Origin of the sequence: Dickeya fangzhongdai, assembly GCF_002812485.1 — a bacterium.
Lineage (GTDB): Bacteria > Pseudomonadota > Gammaproteobacteria > Enterobacterales > Enterobacteriaceae > Dickeya > Dickeya fangzhongdai.
The window spans coordinates 4,691,559-4,707,486 of the sequence record NZ_CP025003.1 but is presented as its reverse complement, the minus strand read 5'-3'; the positions used below and the strand labels follow the sequence as shown (position 1 = coordinate 4,707,486).

General features: G+C 59.8%; 11 protein-coding genes. 7 read left to right on the top strand and 4 right to left on the bottom strand.

The annotated features are described in order from the left end of the window. Positions 1-20 precede the first annotated feature (20 nt). The 4 genes from ilvE (at position 21) to CVE23_RS21100 (ending at position 5,269) form a co-directional block, all read left to right on the top strand. Positions 21-947, top strand: coding sequence for a branched-chain-amino-acid transaminase (ilvE, locus tag CVE23_RS21115; RefSeq protein WP_038920522.1), 927 nt, complete (start codon positions 21-23; stop codon positions 945-947). Between the two features lie 67 nt (positions 948-1,014). Further along, positions 1,015-2,865 (top strand): dihydroxy-acid dehydratase, encoded by a 1,851-nt coding sequence (gene ilvD / locus CVE23_RS21110; RefSeq protein WP_038920521.1) that lies wholly within the window; start codon positions 1,015-1,017, stop codon positions 2,863-2,865. A 5-nt stretch (positions 2,866-2,870) separates the two neighbouring features. Next, complete coding sequence (gene ilvA, locus CVE23_RS21105; protein WP_100850287.1) at positions 2,871-4,415, top strand: threonine ammonia-lyase, biosynthetic; 1,545 nt, start codon at positions 2,871-2,873, stop codon at positions 4,413-4,415. Positions 4,416-4,528: 113 nt separating this feature from the next. After that, a complete protein-coding gene (locus CVE23_RS21100) occupies positions 4,529-5,269 on the top strand; it encodes a DUF2461 domain-containing protein (RefSeq protein WP_049854274.1) in 741 nt (246 codons plus the stop codon). 3 nt (positions 5,270-5,272) lie between these two features. On the opposite strand, the gene CVE23_RS21095 is transcribed toward CVE23_RS21100, so the two are convergent. Beyond that, positions 5,273-6,037: a lysozyme inhibitor LprI family protein gene (locus CVE23_RS21095; protein ID WP_100850286.1), complete on the bottom strand. Its 765-nt coding sequence runs from the start codon at positions 6,035-6,037 to the stop codon at positions 5,273-5,275. Then, positions 6,037-6,924: an HTH-type transcriptional activator IlvY gene (ilvY, locus tag CVE23_RS21090; RefSeq protein ID WP_038920518.1), complete on the bottom strand. Its 888-nt coding sequence runs from the start codon at positions 6,922-6,924 to the stop codon at positions 6,037-6,039. Before ilvY ends, CVE23_RS21095 begins: the two co-directional genes overlap by 1 nt. A gap of 169 nt (positions 6,925-7,093) precedes the next feature. On the opposite strand from ilvY, the gene ilvC reads away from it, so the two are divergent. Together ilvC and CVE23_RS21080 are read left to right on the top strand one after the other, a co-directional pair. Then, on the top strand, positions 7,094-8,572 hold the full coding sequence (gene ilvC, locus CVE23_RS21085; RefSeq protein WP_038664620.1) for a ketol-acid reductoisomerase: 1,479 nt from the start codon (positions 7,094-7,096) through the stop codon (positions 8,570-8,572). A 103-nt stretch (positions 8,573-8,675) separates the two neighbouring features. Next, on the top strand, positions 8,676-9,077 hold the full coding sequence (locus CVE23_RS21080) for a hypothetical protein (protein ID WP_225622618.1): 402 nt from the start codon (positions 8,676-8,678) through the stop codon (positions 9,075-9,077). 37 nt (positions 9,078-9,114) lie between these two features. Here CVE23_RS21080 and putP read toward each other — a convergent pair whose 3' ends face one another. Continuing rightward, positions 9,115-10,614, bottom strand: coding sequence for a sodium/proline symporter PutP (gene putP, locus CVE23_RS21075; protein ID WP_100850285.1), 1,500 nt, complete (start codon positions 10,612-10,614; stop codon positions 9,115-9,117). 542 nt (positions 10,615-11,156) lie between these two features. Between putP and putA the strand changes: the two genes are divergently transcribed. Then, positions 11,157-15,134, top strand: coding sequence for a trifunctional transcriptional regulator/proline dehydrogenase/L-glutamate gamma-semialdehyde dehydrogenase (gene putA / locus CVE23_RS21065; protein WP_100850284.1), 3,978 nt, complete (start codon positions 11,157-11,159; stop codon positions 15,132-15,134). Between the two features lie 444 nt (positions 15,135-15,578). On the opposite strand, the gene ppiC is transcribed toward putA, so the two are convergent. After that, complete coding sequence (gene ppiC, locus CVE23_RS21055; protein ID WP_012767933.1) at positions 15,579-15,860, bottom strand: peptidylprolyl isomerase PpiC; 282 nt, start codon at positions 15,858-15,860, stop codon at positions 15,579-15,581. Positions 15,861-15,928: the final 68 nt, after the last annotated feature.

Here is a 15,928-nt window from a genome sequence, read left to right as displayed (position 1 = left end):
ATCGGTAAGGAAAATCAACAATGACTAAAAAAGCAGACTATATCTGGTTCAACGGCGAAATGGTTCCCTGGGCGGACGCTAAAGTTCACGTGATGTCCCACGCGCTGCATTACGGCACGTCGGTGTTTGAGGGTGTGCGATGCTATAATTCTCACAAAGGGCCGGTGGTGTTCCGTCATCGTGAACACATGCAGCGCCTGCATGATTCAGCCAAAATTTACCGTATGCCGATTTCCTACAGCGTTGACGAACTGATGGAAGCCTGCCGCGAAACACTGCGTCGGAACAAACTGACCAGCGCGTATATCCGCCCGCTGGTATTCGTTGGCGATGTCGGCATGGGGGTGAACCCGCCGGCTGGCTACAATACCGATGTGATTATCGCGGCGTTCCCGTGGGGCGCGTATCTGGGCGAAGAAGCGCTGGATCAGGGGATCGACGCCATGGTGTCGTCCTGGAACCGCGTTGCCGCCAACACGATCCCGACCGCGGCCAAAGCGGGCGGTAACTATCTGTCCTCCCTGTTGGTGGGCAGTGAAGCGCGTCGTCACGGCTATCAGGAAGGGATCGCGCTGGATGTAAACGGCTATGTGTCCGAAGGCGCAGGCGAAAACCTGTTTGAAGTAAAAGACGGCGTGATTTTCACCCCGCCGTTCACTTCCGCCGCGCTGCCGGGCATCACCCGCGACGCCATCATCAAGCTGGCGAAAGACAAAGGTTTTGAAGTGCGCGAGCAGGTGTTGTCGCGCGAATCGCTATATTTGGCGGATGAAGTGTTCATGTCCGGCACGGCGGCGGAAATCACCCCGGTTCGCAGCGTGGACGGCATTCAGGTCGGCATCGGCAAGTGCGGCCCGGTCACCAAGCAGCTGCAACAGGCGTTTTTCGGCCTGTTCACTGGCGAGACGGAAGACAAATGGGGCTGGCTGGATCCGATAAACCGTTAATTGAAAAAAGACTTTTCCCGGTGGCGTATCGCCGCCGGCTACCCGTTTAAACTGGAGTAATCAGAGTATGCCTAAGTACCGTTCAGCCACCACCACGCATGGTCGTAATATGGCTGGAGCGCGAGCCCTGTGGCGCGCCACCGGCATGACCGATGCCGATTTCGGCAAGCCCATCATCGCTGTGGTGAACTCGTTCACGCAATTCGTTCCCGGACACGTTCATCTGCGCGATCTGGGCAAACTGGTCGCCGAGCAGATTGAAGCCGCCGGCGGCGTCGCCAAAGAATTCAATACCATCGCGGTGGATGACGGTATCGCGATGGGGCACGGCGGTATGCTTTACTCCCTGCCTTCCCGCGAGCTGATCGCCGACTCAGTGGAGTACATGGTCAACGCCCACTGCGCGGACGCCATGGTGTGCATCTCCAACTGCGACAAGATCACGCCGGGGATGCTGATGGCCTCGCTGCGCCTGAACATTCCGGTGATCTTCGTCTCCGGCGGCCCGATGGAAGCCGGGAAAACCAAACTCTCCAACCAGTTGATCAAGCTGGATCTGGTGGACGCCATGATTCAGGGCGCCAACCCCAACGTCAGCGACGCCGACAGCGATCAGATTGAGCGCTCCGCCTGTCCGACCTGCGGTTCCTGTTCCGGCATGTTCACCGCCAACTCGATGAACTGCCTGACCGAAGCGTTGGGGCTGTCTCAGCCGGGCAACGGCTCGCTGCTGGCGACCCATGCCGACCGCAAACAGCTGTTCCTCAACGCCGGCAAACGCATCGTTGAACTGACCAAGCGTTATTACGAACAGGATGACGCCAGCGCGTTGCCGCGCAATATCGCCACCAAGGCGGCGTTTGAAAACGCCATGACGCTGGACATCGCTATGGGCGGATCCACCAACACCGTGCTGCATCTGCTGGCGTCGGCGCAGGAAGCGGAAGTGGACTTCACCATGGACGACATCGATCGCCTGTCGCGTAAGGTGCCGCAGCTGTGCAAGGTGGCGCCGAGCACCCAGAAATACCACATGGAAGATGTGCATCGCGCCGGCGGCGTTATCGGCATTCTGGGCGAGCTGGATCGCGCCGGGCTGCTGAACCGCGATGTTCGCAACGTACTGGGCAAGGATCTGGTGCAAACGTTGCAAGCCTACGACGTGATGCAGACCGAGGACGAAGCGGTCAAGAAAATGTACTCCGCCGGTCCGGCGGGCATCCGTACCACGCAGGCATTCTCGCAGGACTGTCGCTGGGAGACGCTGGATACCGACCGTAAAGAAGGCTGCATCCGTTCCCGCGAACACGCTTACAGTCAGGATGGTGGGTTGGCCGTGCTGTACGGCAACATCGCAGAGAATGGCTGTATCGTGAAAACCGCCGGCGTGGATGAAGGTAGCCTGGTGTTCCGCGGTCCGGCGAAAGTGTACGAATCGCAGGATGACGCGGTAGAAGCGATCCTGGGCGGTAAAGTGGTGGCGGGCGACGTGGTGGTGATTCGCTACGAAGGGCCGAAAGGCGGGCCGGGCATGCAAGAGATGCTCTATCCGACCAGTTTCCTGAAATCGATGGGATTGGGCAAAGCCTGCGCGCTGATCACCGACGGTCGCTTCTCCGGCGGCACCTCCGGCTTGTCTATCGGTCACGCATCGCCGGAAGCGGCCAACGGCGGCACCATCGGCCTGGTGCAGGACGGCGACATGATTGCCATCGACATTCCCAAGCGCGGTATCGCGCTGGAAGTGAGCGACGACGATCTGGCCCGCCGCCGCGAGCAGGAACTGGCGCGCGGCGATGCCGCCTGGACGCCGAAAAACCGTAATCGTCAGGTTTCTTTTGCGCTGCGCGCTTACGCCAGCCTGGCTACCAGCGCCGACAAAGGCGCGGTTCGAGACAAGAGCAAGCTGGGAGGCTAAACGCCATGGCTGTTTCTCTACCTCTTCCCGCCGAACCCGGCGGGGCGGAGTACCTGCGCGCGGTGTTGCGCGCGCCGGTGTACGAAGTGGTGCAGGTCACGCCGCTGGAACGGATGGATAAACTTTCCTCACGGCTTGGCAATGTCATTCTGGTGAAGCGCGAGGATCGGCAGCCGGTGCATAGCTTCAAGCTGCGCGGTGCTTACGCCATGATGGCGAGCCTCAGCGACGAGCAGAAATCGCACGGCGTGGTGACGGCTTCGGCCGGCAACCATGCGCAAGGCGTGGCGCTGTCCGCCAGCCGTCTCGGCATTCGCGCGTTGATCGTGATGCCGGTCGCCACGGCGGATATCAAGGTGGATGCGGTACGCGATTTTGGCGGCGAAGTGCTGCTGCACGGCGCCAACTTTGATGAAGCCAAAGCCAAGGCGATCGAACTGTCGCAACAGCAGCACATGACCTTTGTGCCGCCGTTCGACCACCCGGCGGTGATCGCCGGGCAGGGAACGCTGGCGATGGAACTGCTGCAGCAGGACGCTCATCTGGACCGCGTGTTCGTGCCGGTCGGCGGCGGCGGTCTGGCGTCGGGCGTCGCGGTGCTGATCAAGCAACTGATGCCGCAGATTCAGGTGATCGGCGTGGAAGCGGAAGACTCCGCCTGCCTGCGGGCGGCGCTGGACGCCGGCCAGCCGGTGGATTTGCCGCGCGTCGGGCTGTTCGCCGAAGGGGTGGCGGTGAAACGCATCGGTAACGAAACCTTCCGCCTGTGTCGGGAGTATCTGGACGATGTCATCACCGTCGACAGCGACGCTATCTGCGCGGCGGTCAAAGATCTGTTCGAGGATGTGCGCGCGATTGCCGAGCCGTCCGGGGCGCTGGCGCTGGCCGGGATGAAAAAATACATCCAGCAGCACAACATTCAGGGCGAACGGCTGGCGCATATTCTGTCCGGCGCCAACGTCAACTTCCACGGGCTGCGTTACGTGTCCGAGCGTTGCGAACTGGGCGAACAGCGCGAAGCGCTGATGGCGGTGACCATTCCCGAACAGAAGGGCAGTTTCCTCAAGTTCTGCCAACTGTTGGGCGGGCGCTCCGTCACCGAGTTCAACTACCGTTACGCCGATGCCGACAACGCCTGTATTTTTGTCGGCGTGCGACTGACGCGCGGCAACGCCGAGCGCCACGAGATTCTGGCGGAATTGCAGGCGGGCGGTTATCAGGTGGTAGACCTGTCCGACGACGAGATGGCGAAACTGCATGTGCGTTACATGGTCGGCGGGCGGCCGTCCAAGCCGCTGAAGGAACGGTTGTACAGCTTTGAATTCCCGGAATCGCCGGGCGCGTTGCTGAAGTTCCTCAATACGCTGGGAACGTACTGGAATATTTCGCTGTTCCATTACCGCAGCCACGGCACCGACTTTGGTCGTGTGCTGGCGGCCTTCGAGCGTACGGAACACGACCCGGCGTTCGAGCAGCATCTGCAGGCGCTGGGGTATGAGTGCCACGATGAGACGCAGAACCCCGCGTTCCGTTTCTTCCTGCAAGGTTAGGTCCGTTCGCTTCTCCGAATGCGCCCGACGGTTTTACGCCGCCGGGCGCATTTTATTTTATGGCGTGCTGCGGTAGGCTTGACGTCTCACCAGTCAGTCAGGGACACCACATCATGGCAACGGGATTCAACGGGTTTTCGCCGCAGACGCTGACCTTTTTGCAGCAGGTACGCCAGCAGGACAGCAAAGAATGGTTTGAAGAGCACCGGCAAGAGTATGACGACCGGCTGCTGACGCCTTTTCGGGCGCTGGTGGAGTCGCTGTCTATCGCTATGCTGCAGATTGACGACCATTTCGAAACCAAGCCGGCGGTGGGCAAAACGTTATCCCGCATTCACCGCGACACCCGCTTTTCTCATGACAAATCCCGCTATCGCGACAAAATGTGGTTCACCTTCAAGCGTACCCACAAGGACTGGACCGATGCGCCGGTCTACTTTTTCGAACTGACGCCGTATGACTGGAGCTACGGGTTGGGGTATTACAGCGCCAGCCGCACCACGATGGAGCTGTTCCGGCAGACGCTGCGCGACAATCCACAGGGTTTTCTGGACATCGCGTCTTGTCTGGGCCGTGAGTTTGCGCTGGTGGGCGAGAGTTACAAACGGCCGCTGATTAAGGATCAGGAGGCAGAACTGGCGCACTGGTACAACCGTAAATCGTTTGCGGTCATGACCACCCGTCAGGATCAGGACCCGCTGTTTAGCGGTGAACTGGCGTCGGTGTTGGCGAAAGGCTTTACCCGGCTGGAGCCGTTGTACCACTATCTGATGAAGATTGAAGCGATGAAGAAAGCGGCGGAACCGGAAAAAGTCAGCCCCGCCTTTCTGGATGAGAAATGGTTTAGTCGTTGAGGGTTATTTGCCCTTCACCATCAAATAATCAAACAGATAGCTTTCACCGGCGGCGTCAAACACCGTGATTTGTACCTGCCGGTTATCAACGCAGGTCAACAGCAGCTTTTTCTGCCCGCCGAAGCTGCTTTCCGTCTGGCCGATGGCCTGAGTGTCGGTCATCTGGCGGGCGCTGAGCGTGATGTCATCCAGCTTGTTGGCATAGCGAAACGCCACTGAACCGGTGCCGGTGATGTCGCCGTCTTCGGTATTCAGCGTCAGGTTGACCAGGTGGTACGGCGCTTTCTGGTCGTACATTTCCTTGAAGTAATCGCTCAGTTCGGCGTACTCCTGATCGGACAACTGCAGGTAATACTCGTAGCTGTAGTCGCCGTCAAAGCAACTGCTGCGGCGTGGCCGGGCGATCGGGTCCGGCATCGTGTGCTGGGTGACATCGTTCAGGTAGCGCAGGCGGTTAAGCTGTTGCTGGTAGCTCTGGCGCAGGCACTCTTCATCCCGGCAGGTATTGCGGCTGGACAGCCAGTTGCGCTGGAACTGGGTCAGATTTTTGTCCTGCGCGACGCGTTCGGGGTTGCCGGTGAGAAACGCCCGCGATTTCTGCCACTCTTTTGCCAGCTCGTCATCCAGTTGGCTGAGCGCCGGCGTCTGGCAAATCAGTTTTTCCTGCGCCGAGGCGGCCTGCTGGCAGGGAAAACTGGCGGCCAGCGCCGGGAGCGCACTGCAACCCACAGCCAGTGGCAGCAGTAACGTAGCAAGCGATCGTTTCATCATTTTTCCTGTAGGGTTTCCCAAAATGCTGCTATCAGCGGGTCGTTCAGGCGCTTTTTCTGCACGCAGACGCCCAATTCGAACGGTTCCATGGCTTGCGCTTCCAATATCGACACACGATTACGCACCGGTTCCGGACTGTTTTCAAGTACCACGTCAGGAATCAGGGCGATACCGCAGCCCAACGCCACCATCGAGACCATCGCTTCATGGCCGGACACCGTGGCATAGATGGGAGGATTGGTAATGTGCTGACGGCGGAACCAGACGTCAATTCTTTTCCGCACCGGCCCGTGTTCCGGCAGGATGAACGGAATCTGCGACCAGTCCGGATGCGGCAGCAATGCCTGCGCCTGCACCGGGCAGGGCAGCGCCGGAATGATCAGCACCAGCGGCACCTTGCCGATCGGCATAAAGTCCACGCTGGCCGGCAGCGTTTCCGGATGTCCGGCGATGCCGAGATCGGCGTCATTGGACTGCACCTTGTCCACCGCGTCAGCCGCGTCGCCGGTCGTGAGCTTGATTTCCACCAGCGGATACCGCGCACGGAAGCGATCCAGAATCGGCGGCAGGTGGCTGTAAGCGGCGGTCACCGAGCAGAACAGCCGCAGCTCGCCGCAGAGCGACTGGCCGCGTTGTTGCAGAATCAGGCGTAACTGCTGGTATTGCAGCAGGGTCTGCTGGGCGAAGGTTTTGAGGTGCTCGCCGGCATCGGTCAGGCGTACGGTGCGGTTGTCGCGCAAAAACAGCGCCTGTCCGATGTCCTCTTCCAGCCGTTGGATCTGGCGCGACAGCGTGGAGGGACTGATATGCATCGCCTTGGCGGTACGGCCGAAGTGGCGGCTCTCCACCAGATGCAAAAAAAGTTTCAGATCCCGTAAGTCCATGCGCGCCGTGTCTCGTTTTAATGTTGCAATTCTTGCAATATGACGTTGTTAATATATCAATTTAAGCAATGTATTTCCTGTCATATCATAATGACATTCTGATGGCGGTGGTTACCGCCGTCCCGAACATAAAGCAAACACAAACACAATATCAGATGGAGCACGCCTCATGGCCAATTACTTCAATACACTGAACCTGCGTCAACAGCTGGCGCAACTGGGCAAGTGCCGTTTCATGGGCCGCGATGAATTCGCCGATGAAGCCAGCTATCTGAAAGGCAAAAAAGTGGTCATCGTGGGGTGTGGCGCTCAGGGTCTGAACCAGGGTCTGAACATGCGCGATTCCGGTCTGGATATCGCTTACGCCCTGCGTGCCGAAGCCATCGCCGAAAAACGCGCGTCATGGCGCAAGGCTACCGAAAACGGCTTTAAAGTCGGCACCTATGAAGAACTGATTCCGCAGGCGGACCTGGTGGTTAACCTGACTCCGGACAAACAGCACTCCGCCGTGGTACAGGCTGTGCAGCCGCTGATGAAACAGGGTGCGGCGCTGGGTTACTCCCACGGTTTCAACATCGTTGAAGTGGGCGAGCAGGTTCGTAAAGACATCACCGTAGTGATGGTGGCGCCGAAGTGCCCGGGCACCGAAGTACGTGAAGAATACAAACGTGGTTTCGGCGTGCCGACGCTTGTCGCCGTTCACCCGGAAAACGACCCGAAAGGCGAAGGCATGGCGATCGCCAAAGCCTGGGCTGCTGCGACCGGTGGTCACCGTGCGGGCGTGCTGGAGTCATCTTTCGTGGCGGAAGTGAAATCCGACCTGATGGGCGAGCAGACCATTCTGTGCGGCATGCTGCAGGCCGGTTCGCTGCTGAGCTTCGACAAGCTGGTTGCGGAAGGCGTTGACCCGGCTTACGCGGAAAAACTGATTCAGTTCGGCTGGGAAACCATCACCGAAGCGCTGAAGCAGGGCGGCATCACCCTGATGATGGACCGTCTGTCCAACCCGGCTAAACTGCGCGCTTTCGCCCTGTCTGAACAACTGAAAGGCATCATGGCGCCGCTGTTCCAGAAACACATGGACGACATCATCTCCGGCGCGTTCTCCAGCGGCATGATGGCCGACTGGGCCAACGACGACGTGAAACTGCTGACCTGGCGTGAAGAAACCGGCAAAACCGCGTTTGAAAACGCGCCGCAGTTTGACGGTAAAATCGGCGAGCAGGAATACTTCGACAACGGCGTGCTGATGATCGCGATGGTCAAAGCCGGCGTGGAACTGGCGTTCGAAACCATGGTCAGCTCCGGCATTATCGAAGAGTCGGCTTACTATGAGTCGCTGCACGAACTGCCGCTGATCGCCAACACCATCGCTCGTAAGCGTCTGTATGAAATGAACGTGGTGATCTCCGATACCGCTGAGTACGGTAACTACCTGTTCGCCAACGCTGCTGTTCCGTTGCTGAAAGGCGCGTTCATGGACAGCCTGCAGCCGGGCGACCTGGGCAAACCGGTAGCCGCGACCAGCGTGGATAACGCACAGCTGCGTGACGTGAACGACGCTATCCGTAACCACCCGATCGAAGTCATCGGCAAGAAACTGCGTGGCTACATGACCGACATGAAACGCATTGCGGTGGCTGGCTAAGGCCATTAGAACCTATCGCATAGCAGAACGGGGCGCAGATGGCGCCCCGTTTTTTTATGCATCCGAGCGTCGGTTTATCAGCCACATACGTCAAAGGCGAGTTATGCAAACCACAAAGGTGAGTAAGGCGTTTTCTTTCTCGTCGCCGCGGCTGACGGTCGCTGCCGCCGCTTTGATCGTGGTGTTTTTGGCTTTTCTCTATTGGTCGGACGATGATTACAATCTGGTACGACAATATCAGCTTGAAGATAACGTCACGGTAAATATTCTCCAGCTCGATAGCGGCGGGGCGACCGTAGGGTTTATCTATCGGTATACCGTCAGCGTGAACGGCGGGGAAGCGAGAGACGTGCTCAAGACTAACAGCCGCGACGCGGATATTCGTATGCAGGATGGCGTGCTGGTGATTAACGTGACCGGCGATGTGTACCGGCTGGATAACCGTATTCGGCTTCACGGCGGTTACGAAACATTGAAAACCCGCATTACCGTGACTCACCCATAACACGGCCCGCTGATTCGGGCCGTATTGTTGTCTGGGGTCAGGCATCCGCCGGCGCAGATTTAAACTCCCGCTCGGCCTGATGGAAACGCTCGGTCACAGCGGCGGACGGCGCGCGGCCCAGCAGACTGACGACCACAATCGCGGCGCAGGACAGCAGGAAGCCGGGGATGATTTCATACAGATTCAGCCAGCCGTACTGTTTCCAGATGATGACCGTGGCGGCGCCGACCAGCATACCGACCAGCGCGCCATTGCGGGTCATACGCGGCCACAGCAGGGAAATCAGAATCACCGGACCGAACGCGGCGCCAAATCCTGCCCAGGCGTAGCTGACCAGCCCCAGTACCCGATTTTCTGGGTTCACCGCCAGCGCAATGGCGATCACCGACACCAGCAGCACCATCGCGCGGCCGACCCATACCAGTTCTTTCTGGCTGGCGTTTTTGCGCAGGAACGGTTTGTACAGATCTTCGGTGATGGCGCTGGAGCAGACCAGTAACTGGCAGCTCAGCGTGCTCATTACCGCCGCCAGAATGGCCGACAGCAGCACGCCGGCGATCCACGGGTTGAACAGCAGACGTGCCAGTTCGATGAACACCCGCTCGCCGTTCTGGGCGACGTTGCCCGCCTGATCGGGATTACCGGTGAAGTAGGCGATGCCGAAGAAACCGACGGTGACGGCGCCGGCCAGACAGAGCACCATCCAGATCATGCTGATACGACGGGCATTGCGGATAGTGTGGTGTGAGTCCGCCGCCATGAAACGCGCCAGAATATGCGGCTGCCCGAAGTAGCCCAGCCCCCAGCCCAGCAGCGACAGAATAGCGACGGTGTCCAGCCCTTTGAACATATCCAGATTGGCCGGGCTTTTGCCTTCAATCACCGTCAGCGACGGCGTGATGCCGCCCACCGACAGAATAACGATTACCGGCGTCAGGATCAGCGCGAAAATCATCAGGCTGGCCTGTACGGTGTCGGTCCAACTGACCGCCAGATAGCCGCCGATAAAGGTGTAGGCGATGGTGGCCGCGGCGCCGGCCCACATTGCGGTGGTGTAATCCATATTGAAGGTGCTTTCGAACAAGCGGGCGCCCGCCACGATGCCGGAAGCGCAATAAATGGTGAAGAACACCAGAATCACCAGCGCCGAGATCACCCGCAGCAATTTGCTTTTATCTTCAAAACGATGGCTGAAATAGTCCGGCAGCGTCAGGGCGTTATGGTTCACTTCGGTGTGCACCCGCAGGCGCCCGGCCACCCAGGTCCAGTTCAGATAAGCGCCGATGGTCAGGCCGATAGCAATCCAGCTTTCAGAAATGCCGGACAGAAACACCGCGCCCGGCAGCCCCATCAGCAGCCAGCCGCTCATGTCGGACGCGCCGGCGGACAACGCGGTGACCACGCTCCCCATGCGGCGGCCACCCAGAATATAGTCGCCAAAGTTGTTGGTGGCGCGATAGGCCATCAGGCCGATCAACACCATCCCGAAGATGTACACCAGAAAGGTGACCAGCAAGGGTGTGCTCATCGTCGTCATTGTGTTCTCCATTGTGATGAGATCCGTCAGTCCTGCGCCCCGACAAATTCAGGGCGGTCGCGGATTCGATGTCGTTGCTACAGGTTGCACCTTTCATCTGACGGCCGGCAAGCGCAAAGGAAAACCTTGCGGACGTCGCCGGCCAACCGGCTATCCGATCAGAGAAACGGGCGGCAATATCGTGAAAAGCGTAATTTGTTAACAAGGTTGCACAAAGTTGCAACCTGCCTGATAGTGGTCCTGCTTTCCAACATAACTTTCTTATACCCGTCATACTTCAAGTTGCAGGTGCGTTGGCTTTCTTACTCGGCCCATAAATGGGCCTCGCCCTACGGGCCGCTGCAAGCAGCGTTCAAATCGGCGAGTGCCGATTTGTCGCTCACCCCAGTCACTTACTTGGGTAAGCTCCTGGGGATTCGCTGCGTCGCCGCGTTACAAGGCTCAATGAGCCTTGCCCTGAAGGGCCAACGTACTGCGTTGTTCAAAACGCGAGCGTTTTGTCCCGCAACTCGAATTATTTAGGGTACATAACAGGAGCGGATATGGGCACCACCACCATGGGCGTCAAGCTCGATGAGGCCACGCGCGAGCGTCTCAAAGCCGCGGCGCAGCGTATTGATCGCACGCCGCACTGGCTGATTAAACAGGCCATTTTCAGCTATCTTGAGCGCCTTGAAAGTGGTGCGGACACCCCTGAAATTCCTTCCCCGATCGGGCTGGACCCGATTGAGGCGGCAGAGATTATGCCGCAATCGCCGCAAGAAGAAACCCATCAACCGTTTCTGGACTTCGCTGAGCAGGTGTTGCCGCAGTCGGTGCTGCGCTCCGCGATCACCGCCGCGTACCGACGGCCGGAGACGGAAATGGTGCCGATGCTGCTGGAACAGGCGCGGATGCCGGAAACCATGTCGCACGCTGCCAGCACGCTGGCGGCCGGGCTGGCGGAGAAACTGCGCGGACAGAAAAACAGCGGCGGGCGCGCTGGCATGGTGCAAAGCCTGCTGCAGGAATTTTCGCTGTCGTCGCAGGAGGGGGTGGCGTTGATGTGTCTGGCGGAAGCGCTGCTGCGCATCCCGGACAAACCCACGCGCGATGCGTTGATCCGCGACAAAATCAGTAACGGCAACTGGCAGTCGCACGTCGGGCGCAGCGCCTCGTTGTTCGTCAACGCCGCCGCCTGGGGGTTGCTGGTCACCGGTAAGCTGGTTGCCACTCACAACGAATCCCATCTGTCCGGCGCGCTTAACCGTATCATCAGTAAAAGCGGCGAACCGCTGGTGCGCAAGGGCGTGGACATGGCGATGCGGCTGATGGGCGAGCAGTTCGTGACCGGGGAAACTATCGCCGAGGCGCTGGCGAATGCCCGCAAGCTGGAAGAGCGTGGTTTCCGTTATTCCTACGATATGCTGGGCGAGGCGGCGCTGACCGCCGATAACGCCGAGGCGTATTTAATGTCCTACCAGCAGGCGATTCACGCCATCGGCAAAGCCGCCAGCGGACGCGGGATTTATGAAGGGCCGGGTATCTCCATCAAACTGTCGGCGCTGCATCCACGTTACAGTCGGGCGCAGTACGAACGGGTGATGGACGAGCTTTATCCGCGCCTGCTGTCGCTGACGCTGCTGGCGCGGCAATACGATATCGGCATCAACATCGATGCCGAAGAGGCCGACCGGCTGGAACTGTCCCTCGATTTACTGGAGCGCCTGTGTTTCGAACCCCGGCTGGCGGGATGGAACGGCATCGGCTTTGTGATTCAGGCTTATCAGAAACGCTGCCCGTTCGTGATTGACGCGCTGATCGATCTGGCGCGCCGCAGCCAGCGCCGGTTGATGATTCGGCTGGTTAAAGGCGCTTACTGGGACAGCGAAATCAAGCGCGCGCAGATGGACGGGCTGGAAGGCTATCCGGTGTACACCCGCAAGCTGTACACCGATGTTTCCTATCTGGCCTGCGCTCGCCGCCTGCTGGCGGCGCCGAACCTGATCTACCCGCAGTTCGCCACCCACAACGCCCATACCCTCAGCGCTATCTACCATCTGGCGGGCAACAACTACTATCCGGGTCAGTATGAATTCCAGTGCCTGCACGGCATGGGCGAGCCCCTGTATGAGCAGGTGGTGGGTAAGGTGTCGGACGGCAAACTGAACCGCCCGTGCCGGATTTATGCGCCGGTCGGCACCCATGAAACGCTGCTGGCCTATCTGGTGCGCCGTTTGCTGGAAAACGGCGCCAATACCTCGTTTGTCAACCGGATTGCCGATCCGTCGGTGGCGCTGGAAACGCTGGTGGCCGACCCGGTAAGCGAGACGGAAGCGCTGGCGGCGCGTGAAGAGCGGGTCGGGCAGCCGCATCCGCGCATTCCGCTGCCGCGCGCGTTGTATGGTAGCGGGCGGCGTAATGCCAGCGGGCTGGATTTGTCCAGCGAACACCGGCTGGCGTCGCTGTCCAGCGCATTACTGACCAGCGCCGCCCGGTCGTGGCTGGCGCAACCGATGCTGGCCGTAGACGATGATGCCGGCGGCGATAGCAGACCGGTGGTCAATCCGGCTGAACCGCGCGACGTGGTGGGATATGTGCGCGAGGCGCAACCACAGGCGATTGCGCAGGCGTTAGCGCAGGCGGTCAGCGCCGGCGATATCTGGTTCGCCACGCCGGCTGCCGAGCGAGCGGCGATTTTGTCGCGCGCCGCCGATCTGCTGGAAAGCCAGCAACAGCACCTGCTGGGGTTGCTGGTGCGCGAGGCGGGCAAGACGCTGGCGAACGCGGTGGCGGAGGTGCGCGAAGCGGTGGATTTCCTGCGTTACTACGCGGCTCAGGTCAGCGAGACGTTCAACAATCATGACTATCGCCCGCTGGGTCCGGTGGTATGCATCAGCCCGTGGAACTTCCCTCTGGCGATTTTTACCGGTCAGATAGCGGCGGCGCTGGCGGCCGGCAACAGCGTGCTGGCCAAACCGGCGGAGCAAACCCCGTTGATTGCCGCGCAGGCGGTGCAGATTCTGCACGATGCGGGGGTGCCGGTCGGCGCGCTGCAATTACTGCCGGGTACCGGCGAAACCGTGGGCGCGGCGCTGGTCGGCGACGAACGGGTGCGGGGCGTGATGTTTACCGGGTCTACCGCCGTTGCCGCGCAGTTGCAGCGTGCGCTGGCCGGTCGGCTCGACCCACAGGGGCGCACCACGCCGCTTATCGCCGAAACCGGCGGCATGAACGCGATGATTGTCGATTCTTCAGCGCTCACCGAGCAGGTGGTGACGGATGTGGTGACCTCGGCGTTCGACAGCGCCGGTCAGCGCTGCTCCGCCCTGCGGCTGCTGTGCGTGCAGGAAGAAGTGGCGGAGAAAACGCTGGCGATGTTGCGCGGTGCGATGGCGGAGTGCCGCATGGGTAACCCAGAGCGGCTTGCCACCGACATCGGGCCACTGATTGACGCCGAGGCGAAACAGCGGATTGAACGCCACATTCGGACTCTGCGCGCGAAGGGGCGGCCGGTGTTTCAGGCGGCGTGGCCGAACAGCCAGGATGAGCAGGAGTGGACGCGCGGGCATTTCATCCCGCCGACGTTGATCGAACTGGAGAGCGTGGAAGAGCTGCGGCAGGAAGTGTTCGGCCCGGTACTGCACGTGGTGCGTTACTCCCGTAATCAGCTGGATGCGCTTATCGGGCAAATCAACGCCGCCGGTTATGGGCTCACGCTCGGCCTGCATACCCGTATTGACGAGACAATTAACCGGGTAACCGGCCAGGCGAAGGTCGGCAATCTGTACGTGAACCGTAACATGGTCGGGGCGGTGGTCGGCGTGCAGCCGTTCGGCGGCGAAGGGCTGTCCGGCACCGGGCCGAAAGCGGGCGGGCCGCTCTATCTCTGTCGGCTGCTGTCGCACCGTCCGGATGACGTGGTGATACGGGCGCTGGCCCGTCAGGACAGCGAGCGCCCGGCTGATGTCGCCGCGCGTCAGCCGCTGCTGAAGGGATTGCAGACGCTGGAAGCCTGGGCGCGGCAAGCTCGGCGTGACGGGCTGGTTTCATGCTGCCGGCGTTATGCCGAGCTGACGCAGAGTGGTACCGTTCGGGTGTTGCCAGGCCCTACCGGCGAACGTGATACCTATACGCTGCTGCCGCGCGAGCAGGTACTGTGCATGGCGGATAACGACGATGACGCGCTGGTGCAACTGGCGGCGGTGCTGGCGGCTGGCAGCCGGGCGCTGTGGATCGATACGCCCGAACGGCGGTCGCTGCATCGTCAATTGCCTGACGAGGTTCAGGCGCGAGTGGTGTTCTGTCGTGATGGGGTGACGGACGACAGCCGGTTTGACGCCGCGATTTTCCACGGCGACGCCGATCAGTTGCGTCATCTGAGCGAACAACTGGCGCAGCGCGATGGTGCGATTGTCGGTATTCAGGGACTGGCGCGAGGGGAAACCGGTATTACGCTGGAACGGCTGCTGATCGAGCGATCGCTCAGCATCAACACCGCAGCGGCCGGCGGCAACGCCAGCCTGATGACTATTGGATAATGCTTTAGGCTGGAAACAGCCTCATCGTTTTGTTAGCGGCAAATTTATGTCAGAACAGTGAAACATTACGTGCGTAATAACGTTAGGTATTCCTTGCAACTTCATCGCACGCACGACAATGAGAGGCTCAGACGCTGCCTCTCCTTGACCACTGGCTAGTGGCTAAACTGTGCCGCTACGCGATTCCTTCGGTATTCGCCTTCGCTGTTCGGGCCACCCGTGACGCGTTTACTCGCCACATACTGTGGCTCGCCCTGCGGGCCAGCGTAAACGCTGTTCAAAAACGCTTCCGGCGTTTTTGTTAGACGCGGCACGGGCTTTCGCGGCATCCATGCCGCTCACCCGGCGAAGTCGCTTGCCTCAGCACAGTTTTGACGCCGGAAAAGCATTCACCTGTAATTAAGGAGTTGTTAACAGTTTGAGGCGGCATTTGCCGCCTTTTCCTCAATTACGGTACAGCACCTTGATAATGTGGTAGCCGAACTGGGTTTTGACCGGGCCGAAGGGTTTGAGCAGTTCGCAGGAAAACACCGCTTTATCAAAATCCGGCACCATATCGCCTTTGCGGAATTCTCCCAAATCGCCGCCGTTACGTTTTGACGGGCAGGTTGAATGTTTTTTTGCCAACTGCTGAAAATCCGCTCCCTTCTCCAGTTGAGCCAGAATATCGGTGGCCTGTTGTTCAGTATCCACCAGAATGTGCAATGCTGCCGCGGTATTTGCCATAGTACGCTCCTTGAGCAAAGGGAAAGCTGATGTTGCAAAGCACAGCCTAGCACCCCCTCATCAGGAAA